Genomic DNA, 18,072 nt, shown 5'->3' with positions numbered 1-18,072 from the left:
TTGTTATCTGCGCGGAACCGTTACTCAGCTACCTTAAACGAATACATGTATCTTTTCCCATCTGTATAATATTGCATACCCGAATCTTTACCAAGAGATATTTCTTCTCCTGTTTTTTTCCCGTCCTCATCTGCTTCAAAAAGGACAAAATCACTTTTCACCGGGGTACGCCGGGTTCCCTTGCCGGAACTGTCCAGTTTATAATATTCCGCGTTAAATGCTTCATTCTCCTTCATAATCTGCCGCGTGCGGTTCAGTACCTGCGAAGATACAGATACTACCTTGGAAAACATGAGAATCACCAGTACAACAACCAGAAAGGCAACCAGTGTTTCAATCATCGTGGAGCCGTCTTTATTCTCCTGAATCTTCCTGCAGTTCATCTCCCTCATCCCACTGCCACCCTTCTTTTTCATCTATCTTTGGATTCTTTGGTACAAATTCCCCATCGGAGAGCGCTTTGCCTTCTATCTCTTCAACGCTTAATACATAGGTCTTTGTCATGGAACTCTCAGATTTGCCGGCCGAACAGGAAACTGTCACCACCAAAGTAGTCCCCTCTCCTTTGTCCGCCAGCTTATCTTCCCTTGTCCAGTATGCTTCCACATATGTATTTTTCAGTAATTCAGCCGCATTCTCTACCACTTCACCGGTCTCAGAACTATTCTGCCCAAGCTGCAGACGGCGTAATGCACGGTCATTCAGGTATTCTGCTTCGCCATAAGGAGGCCATTTTTCCTCCCGCCACACATTATCACGGATGTAGAACCAGAAAGGGTACTTCTCGGCTGCTCCCTTCTCATAGGCATCCTCTCTTGTGATTGTTATCTGCCGTTCCAATTCCCGGCTCAGTGTCTGGACTATCTCCTTACACTGAGCCGCATCATGCTCTCGGTTTACCGTTGCATGAAGAGAAAAGGAAACCAGAAGCAAAGCCAGCCCGAGCATGACCAATACAGCCATAATAGCTATTGCAATGAGCATTGCGGATCCCTCTTTGTTTTTTAAAGATTTTTTTCTCATATCTGATTTCCTCTTCGTTCTGCATTAATTTGTTTCGTAATTATCGTTTACCGGAATTGGCTCTAAAATCATATTACAGTCGAATGTAAAACTAAGTCGGTTGTTCTCTTCCTTCACACTTATCTCTTGTACAGGTACTGTCACAGTAAACTGCCAGCCATTTTCTGTCTGTGTCAGATTCAGTATCACTTCGGCTGACAATGTATACGTTTCCGCACCTTCCTGTACCGTACTCTCTGTCTGAAGTAAAGTAAGAGTATCCGTCACAGCAATCTGTTCGCCAGTGGGACTGGTGTAATACCAGATATTGTCTTCGTCTCTTTTAATCTCTGCATAGAAAGAATCCTCTCCCTGCCCGATCTGTATCTGATATCCCTCTATTTTGTCATGAATCCCTCTCTCGCATAACCAGCTATACTGTCTGGCATCAAACTGCTTCGGCACACCATCTCCCTGTGTTCGATGCAGGATATATTCTGCCTGCGCCGTAGTTTCTGTCACCTCAGGACTTTCGACTATCAGCTTCGGCAGCACTATGGGCACTGTCCAGTCACTCCATCTGCTGATATTTCCACCATTGGCCTCTGTAACCCTGGCCTCCCTGAATGAGATCCATTTTCCTGCATATTGTGCATAAACTGCATCCTTCAGAGCCAGAATATTTGTCTCACTGCTTATATCATAATAAGCGCTGAGGTTACGAAGATCCAGCACCCTCTCCTGATCACTGTCCAGAATTTTAACCTGATATATACTGTATCCGTCTGCTGTCTTTTCAGTCAGCTTATAGGCGGTGTCTTTCCATACAGAAGCCTCTATAGATACACCACTCTGCACCTCAACAGCGTCAGAATAATCATAAAGCGTTGTGACTGCGGTTGCCTGCTCAATCTGAGTCGGCTTATACCTGTACCAACTGGAAATTTCAGAACTCTCATAACCTGCCAGCCGCTCCTGTTCCGGGTCATCTCCCAATATGACTGCCTGGACAGATGCCTGTGAAGTAAACAGATTGGCTTCATCTGCATAGTCCATGATCGTCTCCGCATCCGGAAGAATCAAACGGAAGTAAGCTTCCTTTTCCTCCTCCTTCGGCATCCAGGAGAGAATCATCTGTGTGGATACCGGCTTATCCAGTATGTTCTGTACTGTCTCTTCTTTTACAGGCAGTACTGCTGTGTCTCCTGCCTGAATATTCTGCACAAACACTGCAGTCTCATCTTCCCTGCATACAGGTTCATCCCCGTCAGACTGTATATCCAGCGGTGTATCTGCAGATGTACTGCAGAAAATATTATAACCGCCGTTATTGTCGTCCTCCAGATAGATCCAGTCCGCATCATATCGGTAAGCATTCAGTTCATCCGTGTTCGATTCCTTGGCCTTGCGGATACGTTGGATCCTGTAACCATCTGAATAACTTTGCAGTTTGAAATCCAGCTCTGTCTGCACGGCAGGAACATACTCCGGCACTGACTCCAGTGTACAATTCCCACTGGTAAGATCATAATAGACAGATGCTGCACCTTCCGTTATTTTAGGTTCTTCCACTCTGATACGCGGTATGCGGATCCATTGATAGTTCACCGTATTCTCCGTTGTATCATCCTCGTCTGACCACCAGGAACTGATATTGCTGTCTGAAACACTTCTAAGCGCGATCTTCAGCCATTTTCCGGCATATGCGGGATCGATATTTTCCAGTGTATAAGTACTGTCTGCAAAATCTCCGGTCATAGCAGTCTCTGCTGCCTTGCCCTTCAGTGTTGCCACTGCACCGGAATTCCAGTATCCTCCCGCATCCTCTTCTGAAGGCGCATCACCGGCAGGCATTACGCTCACATCGTCTGCCTCTCTCTCGTCAAATACTGCTGCTGCTATCTGGTATTTTCCTCTGTAATAATTCTCTCCTGTATCTGACATAGACAAGGTGACTCCGTCTCTGATAAACTCCTGAAGAGTGACAAACGTATCTCTTACTCCATCCTCATGAGGCATATACTCCGGTGATGCAGTTAAATTTGCTGTATCCGGCACTGTCAGACGATTCGGAAGTGTAATTTCTCTGGCTACACCGTCTATTCCGTCACGGTATTCTGTTGTTGTCTCGTCCGCACATGCCCGTACGGAAACAGTTATCATTTCACCTCTTTCATAGTCATTCAAATCAAGTATTCTGCTCCATGTATCGCTGTCTCTCATTTCATCATCTGAAACAAATGTCCATATTTCCGTAAGATTTTTTGTTAATGTATAGGTGTCCTCTGTAGTCCAGATAAGAGCCATGGTTTTTTCAACTTTATTGCCGTCAACATTCTCCACCCAGCTATAGACTTTTTCCTGTTCCCCTTCTGTAACATCTACTTCCGGTTTCTTTCCATAAAGTTTCCCGGCTGTTTCAAGTGCGGCATCTAATCCTGCTTTTTCCGTATAGCTGCTGACCGCACCTTCATCACCTTCTGCCCGCTGTACGCAGACTTCATACGCGGCTGTATAAGGACGCTCTTCTTTCAGAACCGCATTCCAGACTGTGTCATACAATAAAGAATTCTTCTCCGTTCCCTCCTCCTTTGTGTGGAGCTGGAGGACTGGTTTTGAAATCTGGGAAAGCCTTAACGGAACTGCAAATTCCATTTCAGAACCAGAAGGGAACTTTATCGTTGACCCACTGACTGCATTGGCTGTGCCTGCACGAACAATACTTATACTCACTCTCGGATAATTCCAGGTCCTCTCTTTGTCTTTAAATGAGACACTCCAGCTTTTCTCCGATTCCTGATAACTGCCGGGAGTATTCTTATCTACTGTGGATGTACCAAGCAGAACTCCTGTTTTGTCTTCCTTAGAGGTATAACCCTTTAATGTAATGTCGTATACCGCATCCTGCTCTCCAATACCGACATCCCAGGTAAATGTATAATTTACCCCGTCTTCCTGAAGCGGCATGATGTTCTCTATAACGGGCTTTGGCTGTATATCATGAGAATAGGATTCAGCGGTTACTTTACATGCATTCTGGTCTACGGTGTACTTCTTCTGATCTACCTGTTTCAGGTAATGCTGCTCATCGCCGTATGCCAGGATACTGCTGTAAATAATTTCGTATTTTCCGTCTGTATCCCGCCGCAGTATATATCCATTTGCAAGGCCATCCTCGCCGAAAACAGGTTCATTATTTCTGGAAGTGTCCCTGAGACAGAGACTCTTATCCTCTGAATTTCTGTCTTTTATATACCGGAGCAATTCCTCTTCTGTTATATTTTCTGCAACTTGATGTCCATACCAGCATACATCGGACTGGCTGCGCCATGGGTAAGTACGAACCGTAATACTGTCATAGTCCAATAAATTATCGGGAAGATGATTCAGCTTACTGGTCATCTCTACTCCATTACTTGCAACATGAGAATTGCCGGAAGCCAGGGTCAAATTGCAATGGAATATTTCTCCATTCTCTAAATCAAATGGAGCATTTACAAGAAGCTCGGAATTCATGTACAGTTCTGTAACATCTCCTATTTTCTCCATCATCACCTGATTATAAAGGTTTCCCGGACGATCACCATAAAAGTCATGAAAGGTTGTTTTCACATAGTCATTATCTTTTAATGCCTCCCAACCGTAAATTGCCGACTGTACAGATACAGATGTAGATTTTTCATACTTATCTGGTACTGCTTCAGCGTATGAGGTCATTACCTGGTTGCCATTGCTCGAAATGACAAAGCCTTCTGAAATGCCTTTTTCAGTATCAATCGTTATATTTTTATTCAATATAGTTAACTTTATCTTTGTTGCTTTGTCATCCTTGTAATCATCCTTATTCTCCAGAACTGCAACAAATTTATCCCAGCCTGCCTTTCCATTCACATCATAGGCTCCCAATTCCAGATGTATCTTCGGTGCAGCCTGCGGCATGAGCAGTTCTCTGCTGCTGCCTGCCCATGCAGAAGCTCCTTTTTGGATAACCCCAATAACTTCCGGTCCATATTTTTCCTCCGTATATTCTGTCTCAACATAGGAACGGCCTATTGACCTGATATAGACTTCTATTTTGCATCCAACCCATTCTTCAGGAACTCTGATGGTTTTCTTTTCTATGCCATAAGAAATTTCCTCCGGTTTATTAAATGTATCAGATACAATCGCATTGTTTTTATCTGTCACCCTAAATACAAACTGATCGGCATAGTATTTCCTGCCGGTATGGCCCCATGTAATCTTCAGTTCACCCCCTGTATTATCTATGCTGATGCCCTTTATATCATCGGGATTTTCCGGCGTTTTATTAAGATAATACTCCACTATTTTAGGGTCTACTTCTTCGTACACTTTATATCTGTTTTGAGATTTATCCGAAGATTTATCATTCCATCCACTGGCAGGGTTAAGTTTCAAACCAGTAATATTAAACGGCGATTCGGAAACAGCTTCACTTCCTTTTATTTCATATGTTCCATCCTCATTCTGGATAACGATTGACTTATATCCTAAAAGAGAATCCTCTTTTCCAGAATCTTCCGTCTCTGATTTTTTACTGCACAGACCGGCATTCTTTATACTTCCTGTAAATATTGGACTTTTCTCAAGATCTTCGGATGCTTTATTGAAATCATCCTGTGCTTTCTGTCTGGCTGCTGCCTTCTCCTCATATTGGGTTTTTGCCTCTTGATACTTCTCCTCAGTAAAGTTCCCTTCTCCCACAAAATCGGTGTTTCCGAGTGCCACATACCAAAGACATGCAAATCCTTTTTTGACATTATTATTCCCGGTCACTTTTGAAATCATAATTTCTATTGAAGAAACTTCTTTTTCTTTAGTCAGCAAATCGGAAAGGTCCACTTCTTTGTTGGGATCGTAGAAATCTCCAAGGCTTATTCTGTCACTATCTGAATCTCCTGAAAAGGTCCCGTCTTTGTAATTAATTTTTACCTTGTAAGAATACTGGCGTACTTCTGCTTTGGCGCTATTATAGTCGTCCTCTAAACTACTGCTTCCTGCCCACAGGATTTTCAGACTGTCTATTTTTTCCGCACCAGATTCAGGCGGTGACAGTTTTATCAAAAATCCATTTCCTCCGGATCTATTATCTAAGATATATCTTTTTCTGTCCTGCCCGCTGACGTCCTTACTTAAATTATTAAATATATACGTCCCATTTTCCTCCAGTACCTTTTTCCCGTCCAGCGTTGTGGATTGAACCGTCCAGTCCTTCAGATACTCCTGCATTCTACCCCATTCATCTTTTGCATCCTGTTCTTCCTTCTGACACTCTTCCAGTTTTGTTTTAGCAGAGATATATCCTTTCAGACTCTCAAGATAGCTATCCACTGTTGAAGTAAAGCCATTTTCGCTTGTATCTCCTTGGGATGCACTTACTGCGTAAACACAGATATAATTTTTCTCAGTGCCCTCAGCATTAAAAACCCCCTCTTTTATTGTACCATCCATAATTCTTGTAAATTCAAATCTAATATTTTTTATGATGGTATTTCCATCTAAGTTTGTGCTCCAGTAGGATGCATTTGGTTTATTCTGTCCATAAGCGATGAACTCGCAGCCGTTATTCTCTCCTGCGATCCATTTACCATCCTGCCCCAAATAGTAAGCCCCATTATTACAGGATATTTTAAATTTATATTGTCTGACTATATTGGGGTTTGCATTCGTATCATCATTAGCCCAATATACTCCAAAATTAGTCAAAGGATATCCCTTGTAGAAATTAAATGTTAACTTATTATTATTCACTTTACTAAATTTAAATCTTCTTTGACCAGCAGCCTCTCCGTCCATCTCTTTCCAAAGATTATCTGACGGATAGTTATTGATTGCAGAATTTGACGATACCTCGCTGATGTACACCGTCTTATCATCTACTGGCGGTGGTTCCAGTTCACCTGTTCCGAGATAGTAAGAGTCCGTAATATTTCCTGATGAATTATTTGCCACATTCTTGGAATCACCTATACTGATGCAGTCAAACATAGAAGTATACTTCTTATTTACAATTCCCGCCATTTTTGTGTTGGTGTTTCCATTGTTTCCATAATTTCTGCATCGGTAAAAACTGGCATCCTGCTTATCTCCGTTCCCGAGTATTCCTCCTGCCGTACCACCTGTTATACACCCTTCATTCACGCAGTCTGTATAGATTCCTTTGATATTTCCTGCTGTATCATGGGCGTACCCCACTATTCCACCGGCATTACTTCTGGCACTGATATTTCCATAATTTTTGCAGGAATCAAACACCACGGCTGCACCTTGGTCCGTCTGATAAAATGTTGCAATGATACCCGCCGCTGCAGAGCCATTAGACTGGATATTACCATAGTTGGTACAGTTGGACATAGCGATTCCCTTATACTTTAACCGGCCGATTCCTCCTGCACTCAGCTTACCGCTTATATTTCCATAGTTGTAAAAATCGCTGACAGTCATAGAACTGCTGTCTTTATTTTCCAAACGCCCTATCAGCCCCCCTGCTGTAACATTCTCTGAATTTCCTCCTGCCACTACTGCCGCATAATTGGCCACATGTTGCATACTGACACCGGAGGCACTGTACCCGATAATACCGCCGACTCCGAAATCATTGGAGTACGCTGTCGTTTTCACACTCCAGTTTTCTCCTGTAGACAGTATATCCTTCTCACTGCTTCCCGTAGCTGCCGCGCCGCTGGTCTGGTATCCCACAATGCCGCCGGTGTGGCCGCTTCGGTTATTTATCTGCACATTCTTCGTTGAATTGGAGTAATTATCACAGTCTGCCACATACCCGTCATTCCAACCTGCAATCCCTCCTGCATAGCCGACGCCGCTTTTTTTTGCGTCTTTATCCGTCTCAATCAGGGTATTATCACGGAATCCAACATAGGAATTGCTGATACTTCCGCCTGCGTTATTTCTTCCGGCAATACCTCCCAGATTTACAATATTATCTGCTGAGCCATTGGTAAGAAGATTTCCGCTGTAGGCACATTTTGATATACTGCTGTTATTTACACCTGCTATACCTCCATATCCAGTGTCAGTTGTTCCCAGGTCTCCTGTTATATCTGCAGAAATATTACAACGATTTATACTGCCATCATTTACTCCTGAAGCACCGCCAATATTGGCATAGTTTGCATTTGTTCCTGCAAAACCAATCTTTGTATCACGGACCACTGCCGAATTACTTTCAATATCTTTGATGCCTGAATTTGCAATTGTTCCTAAATTACTTCCGGCAATACCGCCTATGCTGCTTCCTGAGGTGTAGGTTTTCACTTCACATAAGACCACGGCGTCTTCTGTCAGCAATATATTACCATAGTTAATTCCGGTCACCGCACCCACATCACTGACTTTGCTGTTTACCGTATTGGATATTATAACGGGCATTCCCTGATTTCCGGTAATCTTGCATGCGGATATGGTACCCTTATTAATACCTGAAATTCCTCCGGCACATTTCATACCTTCAAAAATAAGCGTTTCATTCCCTGCCCGTACAAAAGAATCCTCTATAATACCGCTGTTTTCTCCTGTGATTCCTCCGCACATGCCATTTGCTGCAGAAACAGTTCCTGTATTTGAACAGTTCTTAATATCTGAATAATTTACAGACACAATTCCACCTGCATCACCTTCACTTGCTGCAGAAATATTCCCGGCGTTCCAGCAATTGTCAATCCCGCCTGAAGTTATCCCAACTATTCCCCCGGCATTTCCGTTCCCGGCAACTACAATAGCAGCATTTTTCACATTCTTTATAACCTGATCTTCACTTACACTCTCCCCCACAAATCCGCCTGCCATTTTATCGCCTATTATACTGCCTGTAAATGTGAAGAATTCAAAATCTTCACTATCATTAACATTCCTTTTATTTTGAATTTGACCGGCGTTATAACCAGTAATACCACCGACGTAAGTTCCGCCAGCTTTGATTTCCGCGTTTGCAGTTGCCATACTCGTATCAGATACGGAATCACCGTCTTGTATGAGTATTATGCTCCCTTCTGCACTGTTTGCCCCTGCAATTCCCCCTACATAAGAACCGGATGCATTAACGATTCCACCGAATAACCAGGTGCCGCTTATGGTTCCGTAATTTTGGGCAGCTATTCCCCCTACATAATCATTTCCGGTTATGGTTTTGTTTGTAAAAGAACAGTTTTTTATTTCTCCCTTATTAAACCCTGTAATTCCACCCACATAGCTGCGCCCTGCAGTTCCGATACTGGATACACTGCAGTTCTTGATCAGGCCTTCGTTGACTTCACAAATGCCGCCCAGATAAGTGCCCTGAGTCACAACATCTCCCACATCCATGTTTCGGCAATTATCAATCTCTACCCATATTCCGGATCTGCCGATCACACCGCCGGCATAGGAATATAAGAAACCATACTGATCCTCATTCTGGGATTCTTTATCATTTTCAATAGCACTTAATGCTGTTATAGGCGTTTTATTCACAACATTCTTTATGGTCAGTGAGGTATACGGTGAATTATAGCCTATGACGCCGCCCACGTAGATGTCCCCTGTCAGACTGCCGAAACGCATGGACTGTTCCGTTTCATGTTCCTGGATTCCCTTTATAGTCAACGTACCTTCACTCTTATTTCCTTCAGGGTCATAATCACTATCATCTATATATTTAACATTTTCACTGAGACTTTTTTCCTCTGAAACTGCTTCCGTAATCAGGGAAGATAAATTTGTAATAAAAGACTTTGCGTCAACATCTAAATCAGGTAAAATTCTATTATATCCAATAAAACCACCGGTAAATGCTGTTGCATACACCTTACCCAGGAAATTATCTGTTGTAAACTCTGTGCTGATCCGGTCATCTGTAGAAATAATATTCCCTCCAATGGTACCGCTGACACAATATCCGCCAGTCACCTCATTGGGATTGGATTTCAACGTATTATCTCTGAGCAGTTCAACAGAGGAATTAAATCCGGCATATCCTCCGACAAAGACACCTGTACCCTTGATAAATCCGCCTTCCAGTTCATAATTTTCCACAGATGCGTCCACGTCATTGTAACCCACGATTCCGCCCACGTAATTCCTGCCTGTTATGTAGCATACCATACGAATGGTTGTATTCAGATAATCGGAAACGGTACCTGATGTTATCTTACCGTTATTATATCCCGCAATGCCGCCTACATAATCTCCCTTCAGACTGGCCGCATCTGTAATATTCCTTGCGGTATCATCAGCAGCTACCTCACTGCTGCAGTTCTCCACAATACCTGTGTTCAGTCCCGTAATACCTCCCACATAGTTCCCATACCCTGCAACAATACCTTCATTTATCCAGTTCGCTACAATCTTTTCCTCGTTTCGAGTATAATCCGGATTTGCTACATGAAACTCGTTATCTTCCCCGCTTCGTGCCGCGTTGATTCCGCAGATTCCTCCCACATAATCACAGCCGATCACATTCGCTTCGTTTGTGTTCTTTTCCCCCCGGTTACTTTCATCCTTACCATCCAGGTTTGCCTCTGCAAGGCTCTCATTGAACCCTACAATTCCCCCCACATATTGATAACCAAATATATAACCTTCTTTGTTTTTTTCCTGTTCCGTGTTACAATTGATGATCTTACTGTTTTCATTATATCCTGCAATGCCGCCCACATAGACGCCATTGAGCTTTTCCAGAAGCTTTTCATCTGCTGCAAAAAGCTCTTCCATGTCTTCTTGTAAATATTGAGGAGAACTGACACAGTTGCTCACCTGCAGATTATCGGCCTTATTCGTTTTGTTGCTGCATAATCCCACGATTCCTCCGATATATTTCGCCTGAGAAAGCATTTCCTGCATTTTCTTTTTATCCTGGTTTTTCTCAAGGTTAACAGGCGCAGCTTCCACTGCACCATAATTTTTGCACCATTCTATAAGAGCAGTCTTATCGTCCTTCTCCACTTTCAACTGCCCGATTATACCGCCTACATAAGTTACACCTCTGACAGATGCGCGATTTACCAGATTTTTATACCGCATCTGCAAAGACCCTGTATCTTTTCCTGCGATGCCTCCTACATCTGTTTTGCCCACTACAGTGCTTGGCATATTTTTTGCATCCGAATTGGCAACCGTTAAATCCACAAGAGTGCCTTTGTTTTCTCCGCAGAAAGCACCGACAGAAGCACTTCCCTCCACTGAGATTTGGTCCAGTACCATATTGGTGATCTTACCTTCGTTCTTTACAAACAAACCAGCCGGACCATTTTTTATATACTGTATTGTACTCTTGCCGTCTTTGCCATTATTAATCTCAGTACCATAAACAGCTGTGCTGCTGTTCGCATCTTCCTTTATGATCAGTCCGCTGATCGTATTTGTCTTCTCATCTGCACCTTCTAAAACAGATGTGCTTTTCAAGGTCCCAACTGACGGAAAAGGCGTGGCTGTATCCTTGACAGGCGTCACTTGTGCCGTAAGAGAATTCCAATCCTTCTTTTTGTAAATATTATCTGTATCATACAGATATCCGTCCTTAATAAATTTCTGCCAGTTTATGTTCTCTGCAAGCTGATAGGTGCACTCCCTGTCCGCTGCACCACTCACAGCTTTTTTAGGAGTAAAATCCTCCACATAGCGTACGTTATAAAGATGTCGTGCATTTTTAAGTGTATATGTGACCTTTTCAGTCCCACTGCTGCTTTTTTTTGTATATTCCCCAAAATATGTATGGGATACATTGCTTTTTCTCACAGCCGTAGGCTTATAATCTTTTCCTACTCCCTTCACTTTACAGAGTATGTTTTCTGTATCCACACAGAATCTGTGAAAACTATATGTATTTTTCAGATTATCTAAAATCGGGGTCGTCTTCGGGTTATCCTGGTAGCTGCCATAAAGCTCATTATAATAATAGGTGGCAGCACTTAAATCTGCGGCGTCCAGGATCAGACGTACCGTGTTTTCATTCTCCAGCCAGGCAAGCATGGGGTAATCACTGGTAGTCCACTCTTTCCCGTCAGTATCATACCGGGTCACACTGCATGTTATAGGTTCCGACGTATTCTCTTTTTTGGTAAGTTTTCTGCCATCCAGTACAATTTTAAGCCGCTGTGTTTCCTTATCATTGTCTGTATCTTTGTCAAGCACCAGGATTGTGTAATCCATATTCGTGACAGCATTTCCATCTTTATTCGTTACCATAAAGGAAAGGTTAAGGGTCCCCTCATTGTTAAGCTTTACCTTTTTGATTGACGGCTGTTCCGCCTTAGGCGTAGTTGCAACGGCCAGAGAATCCACACCGTAATACCCTACCATCCGCTCTTTTCTCACACTCGTCTCACGGTTGGTGATATCTACAGTTCCCCTTTTTGCATGATTACTGCTGTTATATTCAAAATCATCGTTTTGATTACTATATAAAACAGAAAAAACCTGACCTTCTTCCGGAGTAAACTCTACGCAGACTGCCGCATTTAAAATAGACGAGTCATATACATAGGGCAGAAGCAGGTCGTAAAGCGCAAGAATCTCCTCATCCGGTTTTTCTCCCTTTCCGGCCTTATACTCCTGATATTGCTTATAGGTTTCCCCGTTGCCCTTCAGATAACAGATTTCACCTCTGTATTTTTCCTTGTCTGTCTTGCCGGCACTTGCAGGCCAGAGAAGATCCAGTCTCTTCTCATAGGCTTCACTGCCTTCCTCTTCACTGTAAAACAAATCTTTCACATTAACCTTGTTTTTATAGCCGCCGTCTGAGGCCAGCACTCTCCGGAATTTATCAAGACGTCCATTCTCACTGTACTCTGTCAACTGATTCTGCGCCGCACTGAAAAGCGTCTTCGCATACTCATTCTGCTCCTTAAACTGCGACCACCGTATCCACGTCATCACACCAAACACTGCCCCTCCAGCCAGTATCAGCACAATGCAAATGACCACAATAAGTTCAACCAGCGTATATCCACCCTGGTTTTTATTCCCGCCTTTTCTGTTTTTATCAATATTCCCGTGCAATACCCCTTTTTCCATATAATCCACTCATTCCTTATTCCAACCCGCCCCCGCTGTCTTCACCGGGAACCACATGTGCAGAAATACGTCTGAAACACGCTCTAGAAATACTGTTCCAAATCCCTCTTATCATTCGTATACTGAAGCGCTGATTCTTTCTTTATATATCCTTCACGCACCAGTCTCATCAAATCCATATTCAGCGTATGCATTCCTGTAGCACCGCCGGACTGCATCATACTTCCCATCTGGTGGCTCTTATTCTCACGGATCAGGTTCGTGATGGCATCTGTGCCCAGCAGGATCTCGGTTCCCGCAATCCTTCCTGTCCCGTCATCCACAGGCATAAGACACTGTGTGATAACCCCTTTCAGAACACCGGCAAGCTGCGTTCTTACCTGGTTCTGGCTGCCTGCCGGACAGGCGTCAATGACACGCTCAATGGTCTGCGCCGCACCTGTTGTATGGAGCGTAGACAGAACCAGATGTCCTGTCTCAGCGGCAGTAAGCGCTGCCATAATGGTCTCATAATCACGCATCTCACCCACAAGGATAATATCCGGGTCCTCACGCAGCGCACTGCGCAGTGCAGAGGCAAAATCCACAACATCTCTTCCCGTCTCCCTCTGATGGATCAGGGCCATTTTGCTCTGATACGTGTACTCGATAGGGTCCTCAATCGTGATCACATGTTCTGCCCTGGTCTGGTTGATATGTTCGATCATAGCGGCCAGTGTGGTAGACTTACCGCTGCCCGTAGGTCCTGTGACCAGAATCAGCCCCCTGGGCTCCTCAGCCAGTTTGTACAGAAGCTTCGGCATATGCAGTTCTTCCAATGTGGGAATGTGACTGTTCAGCAGACGGATCGTGGCGGCAATCTTTCCCTGCTGCCTGAAAACATTGACCCTCTGCCTGTTGTGGTCCGGTGTCTCCAGGGCAAAATCAATATCATACCCTTCTGCCAGACGTGTCTTCTGGTTTTCATCCAGAAGCCCGTACAGCATAACCTCTGTCTCCTGTTCATCCGGCTGGACCAATGTCTGCTCCAGTTTACCGTGGACACGCATCATAAGCGGCATTCCCGCAGAAATATGAAGGTCAGAAGCCTTCTCTTCCCTTCCCATCATGATCAGCTGATTCAGGTCGTACATTCTTTTATCCTCCATTTTCATTTCTGCTATTTATAGTAAGCCACTTTTCTCAACTCTTCCACACTGCTGACTCCGTCCTCCACCATCTTAAGGCCGGCATCCTTCAGTGTCTTCATATTCTGGTTCTCCACAGCGTAATCCTGGATTGCCTCCGCGGAGGCACCGTCCATGATCATCTGCCGCACCTGTCTGTCTATCATGAGAACCTCATGTATTGCAACCCTGCCTTTGTAACCTGTATAATTGCACTGGGGACAGCCCTTTGGGTGCATGATTTTTTTAATATCCGTTCCCAGTATTCTTCTCTCCTCCGCTGTGGGAATGCTCTCCTCCCCGCAGTCGGGGCATACTTTTCGCATAAGCCTCTGGGCAATAATACCAACCAGGGAGTTTGCCACCATATAGGGCTGCAGTCCCATGTCCTCCAGACGGATGACAGAGGATGACGCGTCATTTGTATGTAAAGTGGAAAATACCAGATGCCCTGTGATGGCCGAACGCACGGAAATAGATGCCGTCTCCACATCCCTGGTCTCACCGACCATGATAATATCCGGGTCCTGACGGAGCAGCGCCCGAAGCCCTGCCTCAAATGTCAGTCCTGCCTGGTTATTTACCTGCATCTGATTGATCTTCGGAAGGTTCTTCTCCACCGGGTCCTCTATGGTTGAAATATTCACCGCCCGTTTTGACAGCTCCGAAAGTATCATATAAAGGGTCGTTGTCTTGCCTGACCCTGTCGGGCCTGTAAAATAAATGATCCCGTTTGGTGACCCCAGCATGGATTTCAGCTTCTTATAATCCTCCTCATGCATGCCGAAGGTCTCCGGATAATCAATGTTGGAATTGTTCGCCAGAAGACGAAGCACCGCCTTCTCCCCAAATACGGTAGGGATCACGGAAACACGGATATTCACATATTCCCCTGCAACCTTCATACGGAAATGCCCGTCCTGCGGAATCCTTCTCTCTGCAATATCCATATTTCCCAGAATCTTGATCCTGGCGATCAGAGAAGCATGAAGGTTTTTCTGCAGAGTCACAAACTCAACAATGACACCATCGATACGCATACGAACCGTGGTCTTATCCTCAAACGGCTCAATATGAATATCCGATGCATTGGTATTATACGCCCTGTCGATCAGCCGGCTGAGCAGGTTGATGATCGGTGTATCGTCATCCCCCTCCTCCTCAATATTAAATTCATCCGTGAGTGCCAGATCCTCAAATTGTTCGTTCGCCACACTGGCTGCTTTTCTGGCTTCCACCTCACTGTAATAGTATCCTATGGCATTTCTGAGGCTGGAAAGTCCGCTTAAACAGATTTCAAGCTGCATGCCTGTGAGCTGCCGGATATCCTCAATAGCGTAGAAGTTCAGCGGGTCATTTAATACAATGGTCAGCACGCCCTCGGCCTGTTTTACAGCCAGCATATCGTATTTTTCCGCAAGCTGCCTCGGAATCTTCTGTACTGCCTCCACATCCACCTCTATGGTGGAAATATCAATAATACGCGCCTGCAGAAGTGTGGAAAGCGCCTCCAAAAGCTGCTCCTCTGAAATAAATCCCATATCTGTCAGGGCAGCTCCCAGCCTCACTCCCTTGTGTTCCTTCTGATAGGCCAGTGCCGCATCTATCTGTTCTTCTGTGACATATCCATATTCTTTTAAAACATCTCCGATACGAACATTTCTGATATTATTGTCCATGCTAACTCCTACTATTCCTCAGTCTCACTGCTCTCTTCTGCCTCCGCATCTCCAAGAACAGCGCCTAAAAGCTGTTTCTGCACATACGTCTCAACGTCCTCGTACATATATATTTCAACTGACATACTTAATGTATATTCGCTGCTGCCCTCTTTTTGATTCTTCTGCCATGAAAAATCCGTTACTCTCTGTCTGGGGTTCTGGCTGACCGTCACATCCAGCATGGCCTGCAGGTTCTCTCTGGAACCGGTCATATTCATGGTCAGACTGGCTGTATACATGCCGTCAAATGCGGTATTTTCACTGTTTTCCTGCTCTGTTCCGTATACAAGATCCGAGTAATTGGGAAGCGTGGTGTAAACAGTAAAATCCGGCATTTTAATGTCCATATTGGTGACCTGAATGCCGCAGTTCACTGCAGTATTGGTCATCATACGGTCAATCTCCACACTCTTCATCACCGGGTAGTATTTGTCCTGCATAGCTTCAAGGTCTTTCTGAGACTGCTCCTCCCTGGTTCTGATCCCCGGCAGCGAGACCACCTTCATCTCTTTTTCCTGTTTCTCTATCTCTGCCTCTGTGATCTTCTCACTGAGTTCCTGGGTATCCTCCGCAAGCGGCATAAGAACGCCGATTGTCAGGCCAAGGATAACGAGAACAATTCCCAGCACGATCAGAATTTTTTTATCTCTCTCCGTCACTTTCAGTGTCATTCTTCCGCCTCCCCCTGTACCGGAGCCATGGTGCAGTTTACATTTACACTCCAGTCTCCGTCCTGGTTCTGTGAATATCCCGTGTAATCCACAGACGCAAATATCTCCTCCTCCATGAGAAGTTCAATGAACCGGTTGATCTGCTCTACATTCCCGGCACTGGTATTAAAGCTTAGAATTCCTGTGGTGGAATCATAAGAACTGATCTCCGCGGAGACAAGCCCTTCCGCGCAGGATGTAATCACAGCTTCTACAGAGCTGTCCACAAGGGGATACTCACTGATCTCATCTCCCAGAGATTCCATGCCTGTATGAATGGCAGAAATGGCGGACATTCTCTCCTGAGCCGCATCATATTCCTCACAGGCCTCAAGTACGGATTCCCTTTGATTGTATTCCTCCAGCGCCTTCAGTTCACTGCCCAGCATGATCTTTCTCACCAGAAAAATCAGGGACGCCAGTACCAACACACCCACAACGGCTCCCACAGGTATGGTGATCTTTCTTCTCGCTTTTCTCTTTTCTATCTGTTCCGGCGTATATTTTAGCTGGGTGATAATATTGCCCTTGGGGTCTGTTTTCAGCATACCGCCTATGGCCAGCGCAAAATTTGCGAAGCTGATATACGGGTCATCCGTCTTTGAGTAGACAAAACTTCCGCCCGTCTCCAACTGTTCCACGCCCAGTTCCGGGTTGATCTGGGCAATCCCGTCCTCATAGACCGCATAATCCTCATCTGTCAGTCCGGCAATGTACACGTCCGTAATTTTCTGGGGGATATTCTGAGCTTTTGCGAACTGCATCAGGTTGTTGGCTGCCCTGGCAGTCTCCACTGCGTATCCCGGAGTTCCCGGTTCTGAGAAGAGACGTTTTTTGTTAAAGGTCTCATATTTTCCATCTACCAGCAGCGCATTGGTCAGATTCATCTCATCCACAAACTGGACAATACAGGTCTTCCCCTTTAACTGCACCATTTTTTCCAGAAGCCTTATCATGGCTCCGTTGGCACATTCAATGCCTGAAAGCTTTACCCCCAGCTTTGCGAAAAGCTGAGAGAACTGCAGGGCATAGTCCCTGGGCACTGTCATGGCAAATATCTGTCTGATCTTCGCTTTTTTATCCGTCCCGTTCAACGGGAAATAGCCGTAAACAGGATTGGAGATTCTCCCCACATCCGTAAATTCACGGCTCAGATATTCCATCATTTTCTTTTCATTCATCACCGGAACCTGAACAACTTTGGAATTGAACTGGCTGCTGTCCAACACCAGATACACATCCTTTTTCGGCAGATTCTGCATTTCCCACTGTTCCTTCAGGATATCCAGCAGGGCTTCTTCATCCACAATGGAGCCGTTTACCAGGCATCCTGTGGTATCTATTGTATAGTACATCCCCCGGATATTAACCTTTCCGGAGGAGGATTCGCCTGTGACGATCCTGATATATTTGTTTGATAAATAGACTGTCAGCATTTTGTTT

7 protein-coding genes are annotated in these 18,072 nt (G+C 44.7%); all 7 read right to left on the bottom strand.

What is annotated here, in order from left to right:
- Positions 1–20 precede the first annotated feature (20 nt).
- Positions 21–392 (bottom strand): hypothetical protein, encoded by a 372-nt coding sequence (locus tag LC508_RS20300; RefSeq protein ID WP_118593832.1) that lies wholly within the window; start codon positions 390–392, stop codon positions 21–23.
- Positions 355–1,023 carry a hypothetical protein gene (locus LC508_RS20295; RefSeq protein WP_118593831.1) on the bottom strand — a complete coding sequence of 223 codons (669 nt, stop codon included), beginning with the start codon at positions 1,021–1,023 and terminating at the stop codon, positions 355–357. The genes LC508_RS20300 and LC508_RS20295 overlap by 38 nt, the downstream gene beginning before the upstream one ends.
- 24 nt (positions 1,024–1,047) lie before the next feature.
- The gene (locus LC508_RS20290) at positions 1,048–13,032 is read right to left on the bottom strand and encodes a prepilin-type N-terminal cleavage/methylation domain-containing protein (RefSeq protein ID WP_103731511.1); all 11,985 of its coding nucleotides are present in this window, start codon (positions 13,030–13,032) and stop codon (positions 1,048–1,050) included.
- An 83-nt stretch (positions 13,033–13,115) separates the two neighbouring features.
- The gene (locus LC508_RS20285) at positions 13,116–14,180 is read right to left on the bottom strand and encodes a type IV pilus twitching motility protein PilT (protein WP_278308736.1); all 1,065 of its coding nucleotides are present in this window, start codon (positions 14,178–14,180) and stop codon (positions 13,116–13,118) included.
- An 11-nt stretch (positions 14,181–14,191) separates the two neighbouring features.
- Positions 14,192–15,877: a GspE/PulE family protein gene (locus tag LC508_RS20280; protein WP_207727852.1), complete on the bottom strand. Its 1,686-nt coding sequence runs from the start codon at positions 15,875–15,877 to the stop codon at positions 14,192–14,194.
- A gap of 11 nt (positions 15,878–15,888) precedes the next feature.
- Positions 15,889–16,590 carry a hypothetical protein gene (locus tag LC508_RS20275; protein ID WP_103731512.1) on the bottom strand — a complete coding sequence of 234 codons (702 nt, stop codon included), beginning with the start codon at positions 16,588–16,590 and terminating at the stop codon, positions 15,889–15,891.
- Positions 16,587–18,065, bottom strand: a complete 1,479-nt coding sequence (locus LC508_RS20270) for a hypothetical protein (protein ID WP_103731513.1) — start codon at positions 18,063–18,065, stop codon at positions 16,587–16,589. Before LC508_RS20270 ends, LC508_RS20275 begins: the two co-directional genes overlap by 4 nt.
- Positions 18,066–18,072: the final 7 nt, after the last annotated feature.

Origin of the sequence: Blautia parvula (assembly GCF_020215665.1) — a bacterium.
Classification (GTDB): domain Bacteria; phylum Bacillota; class Clostridia; order Lachnospirales; family Lachnospiraceae; genus Blautia; species Blautia celeris.
This window is presented reverse-complemented; position numbering and strand designations above follow the sequence as displayed.